A 10,700-nucleotide genomic window follows, 5' to 3' on the forward strand; every position below is an offset into this window, starting at 1 on the left:
AAACGCTAAAGGAAAAGAGAAACAACGGAATTTGTTGGAAAGTCAGGCTTTTGAGATTGTAGGTGTTTTTTGTTATAATGAGAGTTATGAAATCTTATAATACCTTGAATGATTATTATCGAAAACTTTTTGGAGAAAAAACTTTCAAAGTTCCCATTGATGCGGGATTTGATTGTCCCAATCGGGATGGAACTGTAGCTCATGGTGGTTGTACTTTTTGTACGGTTTCAGGTTCTGGAGATGCCATCGTGGCACCGGATGCTCCTATTCGTGAGCAATTTTATAAGGAAATTGACTTTATGCACCGCAAGTGGCCAGATGTTAAAAAGTATCTAGTTTATTTCCAAAACTTTACAAACACCCATGAAAAGGTGGAAGTGATTCGGGAGCGATATGAGCAGGCTATCAACGAACCTGGTGTAGTGGGGATCAATATCGGAACACGCCCGGATTGCTTACCTGATGAAACCATAGAATATTTGGCTGAGTTATCGGAGCGTATGCATGTGACGGTAGAATTGGGCCTGCAGACTACTTTTGAAGCAACCTCTGACCTGATTAACCGTGCCCATTCTTATGAATTGTATGTGGAAACAGTAAAACGCTTGAGAAAGTATCCCAAGATTGAGATTGTTTCCCATTTGATCAATGGTTTGCCCGGTGAAACCCATGAGATGATGGTTGAAAATGTCCGTCGCTGTGTTACGGACAATGATATTCAAGGAATTAAACTGCACTTGCTTCACCTCATGACCAATACACGGATGCAGCGAGATTACCACGAAGGACGTTTGCAACTGATGAGTCAGGACGAGTATGTCAAGGTCATTTGTGACCAGTTGGAAATCATTCCCAAGCATATCGTCATCCATCGAATTACAGGAGATGCACCGAGAGATATGTTGATTGGTCCTATGTGGAGCCTCAATAAATGGGAAGTGCTAAATGCTATTGAAACTGAGATGCGCCGTCGTGGAAGTGTGCAAGGATGCAAGGCTGTAAAACAGGAGTTTAAAAATGAAAAGACCACTTGAGATGGCGCATGATTTTTTAGCTGAAGTCGTGACAAAAGAGGATATTGTTGTGGATGCGACCATGGGTAATGGCCATGATACCCTTTTTCTAGCCAAGCTAGCCAAGCAAGTCTATGCCTTTGATATTCAGGAGCAGGCTTTGGAGAAGACGCAAGAGCGTTTGGATCAGGCTGGAATGAAAAATGCCCAGTTAATCTTGAAAGGTCATGAGACACTAGACCAGTTTGTGACAGAAGCTAAGGCAGGGATTTTTAATCTTGGTTATTTACCTTCTGCTGACAAATCCGTCATCACCCAACCTCAGACTACTATCGAAGCCTTAGAAAAGCTGTGTCACTTGCTTGTCAAAGGGGGACGGATTGCAATCATGATTTACTATGGTCATGAAGGAGGAGACACCGAGAGGGATGCTGTATTGGATTTTGTTAGCCAGTTGAACCAACAAGAGTATACAGCTGCCATTTATCGGACTCTCAACCAAGTTAATAATCCACCGTTTTTAGTTATGATTGAAAAATTAGAAAGGTATAGACATGGATAAACAATACCTTCGTGAGAAGCTTGAGGCAATGCGCCAAAATTTTGTCGAGTCAACGCATCACGAGCGAGCAGTCGGGGTGCTCGACGAAGCACATATGAGCAAGAAAATGCTTAAAATTAAGAAAAAATTAGTGACTCTTGAAATGGAACGATGCCAGAAAAAAATTGAGCACAAAGACTGTTCTAAGATTGATCAGAAAATCCAAGAGCAAAAGGAGATTTTTGAATCTTGTTGTAAAAAAGATTAAGGAGGAATTGTGTGGAATTACTCATTTACTTGATTCTATTTTTATTTGTCTTAATCATTTCAACTACGACCAATAAAATTCTCCCTTTTTTGCCCCTTCCTCTTGTACAAATTCTTTTGGGGATTGGGATTGGTTTATTTGTTCCCGATGCGGACTTTCATCTCAATACAGAGCTGTTTCTGGCCATGGTTATTGGTCCCTTACTCTTCCGGGAGGCAGAAGAAGCAGATATTACGTCCATTTTGAAGCACTGGCGGATTGTTGTCTTTCTGATCTTTCCTGTGATTTTTATCTCGACCTTAAGCTTGGGGGGCATGGCTCACTTTCTTTGGATGACTCTTCCTTTGGCTGCCTGTTTAGCAGTTGGAGCGGCACTTGGGCCAACAGATTTGGTTGCCTTTGCATCTCTTTCTGAACGTTTTCGTTTTCCCAAACGGGTTTCCAATATCCTAAAAGGGGAAGGGCTCTTAAATGACGCTTCGGGTTTGGTTGCCTTTCAGATGGCTCTTGCTGCTTGGACAACAGGAACGTTTTCTTTCAGCCAAGCTGGAACTTCCCTAGCACTTTCTATACTTGGTGGTTTTGTAGTCGGTTTTGTGACGGCTATGGTCAATCGTTTTTTGCATAGCTTTTTACTGAGTGTACGAGCGATAGATATAGCCAGTGAACTATTGCTAGAGCTAAGTTTGCCGCTCATGACCTTTTTCATCGCAGAAGAGTTTCATGTTTCAGGGATCATCGCAGTAGTGGTTGCAGGTATTTTGAAGGCCAGTCGCTTTAAGAAAATTACGCTCCTTGAGGCTCAGGTAGACACCGTGACGGAGACCGTTTGGCACACCGTGACCTTTATGCTAAATGGATCAGTCTTTGTTCTCTTGGGAATGGAATTAGAGTTGATAGCAGAGCCGATCTTGTCTAATTCTCTCTACAATCCCCTTCTTTTACTGCTTTCAGTTGTCGTTCTGACCTTCTTACTCTTTGCGGTCCGCTTTGTCATGATTGCTGGTTTTTACTTTGTGAGGACACGTCGACTTAAGAAAAAAATTCATAAGTACACGAAAGATATGCTTCTTTTGACCTTCTCTGGTGTCAAAGGGACAGTATCTATCGCGACTATTCTCCTCATACCAAGTCATTTGGAGCAGGAGTATCCTCTGTTGCTCTTTCTCGTAGCAGGCGTTACACTATTAAGCTTTCTAACAGGTTTACTGGTCCTCCCTCACTTATCTGAGGAACAAGAGGAAAGCAAGGATCATTTGATGCATATTGCGATTTTGAATGATGTAGCTGCAGAATTAGAAAAAGAACTGGACCATCACAAGAACAAACTTCCTCTTTATGCAGCTATTGATAATTATCATGGTCGAATTGAAAACCTCATCCTTAGTCTGGAAAATAAGAGAGTCCAGGAGGACTGGGAGTCCCTCAAACTTCTTATCTTAAGTATTGAGAGTGATGGTTTAGAGCAAGCCTACGAAGAAAATAGAATCAGTGAGCGTGGCTATCGAGTTTACCAACGTTACCTAAAAAACATGGAGCAGAGTATCAATCGGAACTTCGCTTCTAGAGTGACTTATTATTTCCTAGTTTCCTTACGGATACTGCGCTTTCTACTCCATGAAATGTTTACCTTTGGCAAAACTTTTCGTAGTTGGATGAATGAAGAATCTCGTAAACTATTAGCAGTTGACTATGATCAGATTTCAGAGTTGTATTTGGAAAATACAGAGCTGATTATCGAGAGTTTGGAAAACCTAAAAGGGGTTTACAAGAGTTCTCTGATTAGCTTTATGCAAGAGTCTCGTCTACGCGAGACGGCCATTATCGGAAGCGGTGCTTTTGTTGAGCGGGTTATCAATCGCATCAAGCCAAACAATATCGAAGAAATGCTGCGAGGCTACTATCTCGAACGTAAGGCAATCTTTGAATACGAAGAAGCTAAACTGATAACAGCCAAGTATGCCAAAAAACTACGACAAAATGTGAATAATTTAGAAAATTATTCTCTGAAAGAGGCTGCGAATACCTTACCTTATGATATGCTAGATTTAATAAGAAGAACTTAGATGATGAAGAAAATGACGGAGGATGAAACATGAAAAAGTGGTGGAAAGAGCTGATGGACAGGCCCTTATTGAAAGCTTTTTTGCATTATTATCAAGCATCTGATAGCGAGTTGACCAGTGTTGCGGTTGCCTACTATTGGTTGATTTCAATCTTTCCTTTGCTAATGATAATGGTCAATATTTTGCCTTATTTTCAGATTCCGGTCTCAAATTTCTTACTGACGATCAAGGAATTTTTGCCTGATACGGTGTATGATGTGGTCGCCAAGATTGTCCGAGAAGTTCTGACTCAACCATCGACTGGTTTGCTGAGTTTTTCTGTTTTATCTGCCCTCTGGACTTTTTCGAAATCAATGGATTTCCTCCAAAAAGCCTTTAACAAAGCCTATGGAGTGACCAAGAGTCGAGGCATTATCTCCCATCAGTTGATGAGTCTACTTGTTAGTTTTGGCTTGCAGATCCTTTTTGCCTTTGCCTTGTTTTTGAGTATGTTTGGTCGTATGTTGCTTAACCTCCTCAAAACTTACTGGCAATCAGACAGTCCGCTATTTTCTTACCTGCAAGACTTTACAGGCCCTCTGGTCTATGCCTTGATCTTTGCCATTCTAGTCATGATTTATTACTTCCTTCCAAAAGTAAAAGCACCACGAATCCGCTATGTTTTACCAGGAAGTGTCTTTGTCTTGCTAACTCTTATCTTTTTATTGAATATCTTTTCTGTCTACGTCAATAGTTATGTTAATCATCTGGTTGATGTCCGATTTTTCAGTTCCATTATCGTGGTAGTCATGATGTTCTGGTTTATTCTCATTGCAAAGATTTTGATTATCGGAGCAGTTATCAATGCCAGTGTTCAGAGTTTGAAAGATCCAAAGTTTGGTATAGAATAATTAGAAAAATCCCTATTAGGTTTCCTAATAGGGATTTTCTTAATAGATAAACATGGCATCTCCAAAACTGAAGAAGCGGTAGTGTTTTTGGATGGCATGGTGATAGGCATCTAGGACTAAGTCACGACCAGCAAAGGCAGAAACTAGCATAACAAGAGTTGACTTGGGAAGGTGGAAGTTGGTTGAAAAAGCATCCACAACCTTCCAGTCGTAGCCTGGTTTGATAAAGATATTGGTCCAGCCAGAATCTGCTTGGATTTGCCCATTAAACTTGGAACCGATGGTTTCCAGTGTGCGGATCGAAGTGGTTCCGACAGCGATGACGCGACCTCCCTTTTCCTTGACAGAGCGAAGGGTGGCAGCTGCTTCCTCAGAAAGCTGGTAGAATTCGGAGTGCATTTCATGTTCGTCTAGATTGTCTACAGAAACGGGTCTAAAGGTTCCGAGTCCGACATGGAGAGTGAGATAGACTAGATGAACACCTTTGGCTTGGATTTCTGCTAGCAGTTCTTTGGTAAAGTGCAGTCCAGCAGTTGGTGCAGCAGCAGAGCCACTTTCTTTGGCGTAGACCGTTTGATAACGTTCACGGTCATCTAGTTTTTCGTGGATGTAGGGCGGTAGTGGCATTTCACCCAGACTTTCCAAAACTTCTAGGAAAATTCCTTGGTATTCAAAGCGGACAAAGCGGCCCCCGTGGGTCAATTCTTCCGTAACGACAGCGCTGAGGCGACCATCACCAAAGTTGACACGAGTCCCGACCTTGAGGCGTTTGGCAGGTTTGGCGAGAACCTCCCACTCATCTCCACTGGTATTTTTGAGTAGGAGAAGCTCCACATGGCCTCCAGTTTCTTCCTTTTGACCATAGAGGCGGGCAGGGAGAACGCGAGTATCGTTCATGACAAGGGCATCACCTGGTTCCAGCATGTCGATAATAGAGTGGAAGTGTTTATCCTGCATTTCTCTCGTCTCACGATTGACGATGAGGAGTTTGGAGGCATCTCGCTTTTCAAGGGGTGTTTGGGCAATCAATTCCTCAGGCAAGTGGAAATCAAAATCAGCTGTATTCATATATCTGTTCATTCTTTCTAAGTTCTAATCCTATCCATTATAACACGTTTCAAGTTTGGACGCTCTTTTTTTAGAAATTAAATCGTTTTCACTTGACAAAAATTGGTCTATACCATATAATAAATATAGATTAAAACGGAGGATGAAAAGATGAAAGTTATTAAAGTTGAAAACCAAGTCGAAGGTGGAAAAGTTGCTTTTGAGATTTTGAAGGAAAAATTAGCCAATGGCGCTCAAACATTGGGACTTGCGACAGGAAGTAGTCCACTTGAGTTTTACAAAGAAATCGTTGAGAGTGACCTTGATTTTTCAAATCTAACCAGTGTGAACCTTGATGAGTATGTAGGGCTTGATGGGGACAATCCACAATCTTACCGTTACTTCATGCAAGAAAACCTGTTTAACCAAAAACCATTTAAGGAAAGCTTCTTGCCACGTGGTGTTAAGGATAATGCTGAAGAAGAAGTTGAACGCTACAACCAAATTTTGGCTGACCATCCTGTTGATTTGCAAATCTTGGGAATCGGTCGCAATGGACATATCGGATTTAATGAACCTGGTACTCCATTTGACAGTCAAACACACCTTGTAGAGCTGGACCAGTCTACTATCGAAGCCAATGCTCGCTTCTTTGACAAGATTGAAGACGTTCCAACCCAAGCTATCTCAATGGGGATTAAAAACATCTTGGATGCCAAGTCAATTATTCTCTTTGCTTACGGTGAATCAAAAGCAGAAGCTATTGCCGGAACAGTGTCTGGACCAGTGACTGAGAGTCTACCAGCAAGTAGTCTGCAAAATCACCCTGATGTGACGATTATTGCGGATGCTGAAGCGCTCAGCTTGCTTGAAAAATAAAAAGTATAAGAACCACTTGCTCTTTGGAGTGAGTGGTTCTTTGATGCTTTATAAATAGCAGGAATTTTTTATTATATTCTAAGAAAGGTTAATTTAGTTTGTAAAATAATTTATTTGAGAGATAAAACATTAATATAAATATTCCTAAAAACAAACATAAAGAACGCTCAATATAATAATATTTAAAAGCTTTGCTTATTTAATAGAAAAAAAGTTATTATTCTAGGATAATTTAGTAGCTAAATCATTAAAAATAATGTATAATATCTTAAAAAATAATTTTAGGAGATTCTAATGGGAAAAGAATTATTTAATCCACATCTTCGTAAGTTTTCTATTCGGAAACTAAACGTGGGTGTTTGTTCTGTACTCTTGTCTACCTTGGTTCTATTGGGAGTGACGTCTCAGGTTAGCGCTGATGAAACAAGCGCTTCTGGTGTCCAAAATGAGATTTCTCGAACGGATCTTGCTGAACCATCAGCAACTTCTACAGCACCAGCAAACTCTGAGACATCACCAAAACCTGCAACTACTTTAGTTGCTTCAGCTACTGAGGCTCCTCAATCCGCTGAAAATAGTAAACCTGCAAACTCAGCTTCAGAGTCTATTGAGAAACCAAAGAATGAACAGCCAGTTGTTTCTGAATCGCCTCAACCTTCAGTTGAGAAGCCAGTTGCTCCTACAGAAATGAAGCCTGCAGAGAGTGCCAATTCAGCTTCAACTGAAGCTAGCTCAGAAACTGTAAGTGCTTCAAGAGCTGTAGAACAACCAGTAGAGACTAGGGAGGCTACGCAACCTACACGTTCTCGCCGAGCACGTCGAGATGCTACACCTACTGGTTTACGTGATGGAGATCCTAACAACACAATTGAAAAACCAACTTTAGCAGATTCCGAAAAGAAACGCCCTGCGGATCTAGTTAAGCAAATTAACTGGTTAGATTTTGGTGATAGTCAGGCATTTAAAGGACTTGATACTGACGGTTCTCTTAAAGTAGGTAGTGTTTATGAGAAGGAAATTTCTCCAGGATATGTCGTTAAATTAACAGTTACGGAACTAAAACCTTTCCACTCAACTGAGATTTATCGTGATCGTGTAGCAGGAACTTCTTATGAAAATAGTTATGATCCTGATGCTAAAAACACCTGGTTTAGATATGTGCCTGCAGACTATAATCGCCAAGTTAAAGAGGGCGACTCTGCACGACCAAAAATCATTGGTGCTCCTATGAACCAATGGACATCTCTTCGTGAGCAGGGAATTGATACTAATGGACGTAGAACCCAATTGCAGGTTCCTAAGAATGGTGCAAGTTATGGAGTGAAGTTTAAGGTTGAAGCAACATATCTAAACAAGCCTGTTAAGGCCACAGTGGTTATGGCGGATGGAGAAGAAGCAAACCCAGGTGAATATGCTATCTTTACGACCAATGGTAAAGGATGGGAACATTTAGCTGAATGGAAACGTGTGTCACCACAAGGTAAAGTGATTACAGATACCTACGCACCAATGAATCCTAATCGACTTGGTCAGTATATTGGTGACAATGCAACGATTCCAACGATTGACTGGACAAAATTTACAAATCCTGATCAAAGAACAGGTGGCTTAGGCTCACAAGTATTTGGTCCAAACACTTCTAAAGACCATACTGTGCCAATTGTGATGACTCGTGAAGCATCAGAAGTTGGAATTTATATTGCATCTTCTGGTCAGCAAGCTGCTATGATTGGTTTCATGGTTGTAGATACTGGAGATGCTCCTGAAAGTTATGGAAATGCAGTTCACACTATTTCTGGTTACAATGCTGCTACGGGAGCACAAAATCCACAACCTTACCTTGGTCGAAAACCTGCTGATATTGATACTACGTCAGGTAATGATTGGACCCATGATGATAGTACAGATCATGCTGATGAAGGGATTGATCAGCTTTTACCAGCAGACTTAGTTGGTAAGACTCATGAGTTATTCCAAGCAGATCGTCTTCGTGATGGTGATTATTCGCTTCGTTTCCATGCTTCAGCTAATGGAAATGAAAAAGCTTATGTTCGAGCTTGGATTGATTTCAATAATAACGGTAAATTTGATGAGAATGAAGCTAGTGATTTTACAGAAGTAACAAATGAAGGCGACTATACCGTTACTTTTAGAAATCACCCACCTATGAACGATGATAACGTTAAGAAGCTAGGAATGCGTGTTCGTATTGCTTTGAACCAAGGTGATATCGAGAAACCGACTGGCACAGCCTTTAGTGGTGAAGTTGAAGACTTACAAGTTAACCTTACTTATCCACCAAAAGGTGAGAAGAAGGAAACAAAGGGCTTACGCGATCAACAACAACAAACAAGCTTAGCCTTCACACCTCGTGGTTATTCTAAAGAGGACGAGAATGCTAGAACAACCATTGATACTAATAAGGCGCCTGTCGTTTTAGATAATAACGGACGTGAATTAACAGCAGATGCAGAAGGTTGGTATACAACAGCAGAAGGACGTTACAAGGTGACGCCAAATGGTGACAATGTTGATGTTGTCTTCGTTCCGAAAGCTGGATACGTTGGGACTACATCAGGTATTAACATCCGTCGCTTTGATAGCAATGGTGCAAGCACAGAATGGACTGCAAAAAATAATTCAGAGCCTGTTGTCAACCAACCTCTAAATTCTATGGATGCTCGTTATGTTCCTACTGTAGTTGATTTTACTGAACATCGTTCAACTGATGCTCAAGGTTTACCGCAAGTAAAAGATATTTTATTTACTGATGGGAATCCAGCTAACACACCGGTTCAACCATCTGCAAGTAATCCTGCTACTTTCTTGGATGGAAACGGAGAACCTATCTCAGGAACTAGTATTCCTGCAACATCAGGTGGTAAAGAAGTTGGTACCTTTAACCTAGATCCAACTACGGGTCGAGTAACCTTTACCCCAAATAAATCATTTGTAGGAACTGTTGATCCGATTAAATTAAAAGTAAATGATGCAAGTGGTAATGATCACTTTGCCACTTATCAACCAACTGTTACCCGAGTTGTTCCAACATCCCAAAACGCAAGTTCTGAAGGTATTCAAGGTGCAGAGCAATCTGGGAACTTGGTCTTCACTCCAGGTGATAACCGTATTCCAATTGATGAATCAATTGCACCAACTTTTGACAACGGTCAGCCAACGAAAGAGGTTCCTGGCGTTGGAACTTATAAGGTGGATAGTACAGGTCGCGTTACTTTCCAACCAGTTCCTGGCTACTCTGGACGTCCAACTGCAGAAACTGTTAAGCGTGTAGATAAGAACGGAACAGAAGTAACAGCTACCTATCAAGCGGTTGTTAAGGCTGCAACTCCAACAGGGCAAGGAGCAGAGACTACTGGACTCCAGGGTCAAAAACAAGATAGCCACCTTACCTTTACTCCTGGTCAAGCAACTATCAATGGACAAAATGAGACTGTACCATTTGCACCAGAAGGTCCACAGTTTGTGGTTGATGGACAAGTTCAACAAGGTAACAGCTTACCAGTACATGATGCTAGCGGTAAACTTCAAGGAACTTATACTGTTCAACCGAATGGGGATATTAGCTTCCAACCAGCACCTGATTTCTATGGAACGCCAACTCCTGCAACCCTCCGTGTGACAGATAAGAATGGTTCTACTGCCGAAGCAGTATATCAACCTACAGTGACTAAAGTCACTCCAACAAGTACAAATGATACATCAACTGGTCTGCAAGGACAGCCACAAAGTGGTAAGCCAACCTTTACAGCAGGCGATCCAGCTGTTCCACTGGATGATACAAAACCAATGACTTTCGAAGATGGTCAGTCAACGAAGACCGTTCCGGGTGTAGGTGAATACAGCATCAATTCTGATGGTTCTATCACCTTTACGCCAGATAAGAAGTACGTTGGCACACCAGATCCAGTAATGGTTAAACGCGTGGATAAGAACGGTACAGAAGTCACTGCGACTTATACTCCAACAGTGACTAAG

8 protein-coding genes are annotated in these 10,700 nt (G+C 41.4%); 7 read left to right on the forward strand and 1 reads right to left on the reverse strand.

The window, feature by feature from the left end:
- Nucleotides 1–77 precede the first annotated feature (77 nt).
- From HMPREF2655_RS01920 to HMPREF2655_RS01940, 5 genes are read left to right on the forward strand one after another with little or no spacing between them, the layout of a single operon-like run.
- Complete coding sequence (locus tag HMPREF2655_RS01920; RefSeq protein ID WP_025171500.1) at nucleotides 78–1,034, forward strand: tRNA modification radical SAM protein MnmL/YtqA; 957 nt, start codon at nucleotides 78–80, stop codon at nucleotides 1,032–1,034.
- Nucleotides 1,018–1,575 (forward strand): tRNA 5-(aminomethyl)-2-thiouridylate-methyltransferase MnmM, encoded by a 558-nt coding sequence (locus HMPREF2655_RS01925; RefSeq protein ID WP_000828419.1) that lies wholly within the window; start codon nucleotides 1,018–1,020, stop codon nucleotides 1,573–1,575. Before HMPREF2655_RS01920 ends, HMPREF2655_RS01925 begins: the two co-directional genes overlap by 17 nt.
- Complete coding sequence (locus HMPREF2655_RS01930; protein WP_000361097.1) at nucleotides 1,568–1,822, forward strand: hypothetical protein; 255 nt, start codon at nucleotides 1,568–1,570, stop codon at nucleotides 1,820–1,822. The genes HMPREF2655_RS01925 and HMPREF2655_RS01930 overlap by 8 nt, the downstream gene beginning before the upstream one ends.
- Nucleotides 1,823–1,833: 11 nt before the next feature.
- The gene (locus tag HMPREF2655_RS01935; protein WP_070837350.1) at nucleotides 1,834–3,888 is read left to right on the forward strand and encodes a cation:proton antiporter; all 2,055 of its coding nucleotides are present in this window, start codon (nucleotides 1,834–1,836) and stop codon (nucleotides 3,886–3,888) included.
- 29 nt (nucleotides 3,889–3,917) lie between these two features.
- The gene (locus HMPREF2655_RS01940) at nucleotides 3,918–4,778 is read left to right on the forward strand and encodes a YihY/virulence factor BrkB family protein (protein ID WP_070837352.1); all 861 of its coding nucleotides are present in this window, start codon (nucleotides 3,918–3,920) and stop codon (nucleotides 4,776–4,778) included.
- 39 nt (nucleotides 4,779–4,817) lie between these two features.
- Here HMPREF2655_RS01940 and queA read toward each other — a convergent pair whose 3' ends face one another.
- Nucleotides 4,818–5,846 carry a tRNA preQ1(34) S-adenosylmethionine ribosyltransferase-isomerase QueA gene (gene queA / locus HMPREF2655_RS01945; protein WP_001090170.1) on the reverse strand — a complete coding sequence of 343 codons (1,029 nt, stop codon included), beginning with the start codon at nucleotides 5,844–5,846 and terminating at the stop codon, nucleotides 4,818–4,820.
- A 150-nt stretch (nucleotides 5,847–5,996) separates the two neighbouring features.
- Between queA and HMPREF2655_RS01950 the strand changes: the two genes are divergently transcribed.
- The gene (locus HMPREF2655_RS01950) at nucleotides 5,997–6,704 is read left to right on the forward strand and encodes a glucosamine-6-phosphate deaminase (protein WP_000864609.1); all 708 of its coding nucleotides are present in this window, start codon (nucleotides 5,997–5,999) and stop codon (nucleotides 6,702–6,704) included.
- A 294-nt stretch (nucleotides 6,705–6,998) separates the two neighbouring features.
- On the forward strand, nucleotides 6,999–10,700 hold a 3,702-nt coding region (locus tag HMPREF2655_RS01955), incomplete at its 3' end, for a CshA/CshB family fibrillar adhesin-related protein (protein WP_142352100.1).

It is taken from the genome of Streptococcus sp. HMSC066F01, assembly GCF_001837335.1.
Taxonomy (GTDB): domain Bacteria; phylum Bacillota; class Bacilli; order Lactobacillales; family Streptococcaceae; genus Streptococcus; species Streptococcus oralis_S.